The sequence below is a fragment of the Skermanella sp. genome (genome assembly GCF_059503625.1).
This window is the reverse complement of the sequence record NZ_JCACHA010000330.1, coordinates 1-238: the sequence shown is the minus strand read 5'-3', so window position 1 is coordinate 238 and position 238 is coordinate 1. Positions and strand designations below refer to the sequence as shown.

General features: G+C 61.8%; 1 pseudogene. It reads right to left on the bottom strand.

The window, feature by feature from the left end:
- Positions 1-238: pseudogene (locus tag AC5JJ6_RS07455) on the bottom strand (spermidine/putrescine ABC transporter ATP-binding protein); the annotation flags it as partial.

Below are 238 nucleotides of genomic sequence, written 5' to 3'. Positions count from 1 at the left end.
CGCCGATGAAATCCGCGACGAACTGGTCGGACGGACGGTCGTAGATCTCTCGCGGCGTCGCAAGCTGGCGGATGGCGCCCTTGCACATGACGGCGATCCTGTCCGACATGGTCAGCGCTTCGCGCTGATCGTGCGTGACGTAGACCGTCGTCATGCCGAGCCGGTCATGCAGATGCTTCAGCTCGATCTGCATTTCTTCCCGCAGCTTCTTGTCGAGTGCCGACAGCGGTTCGTCCAT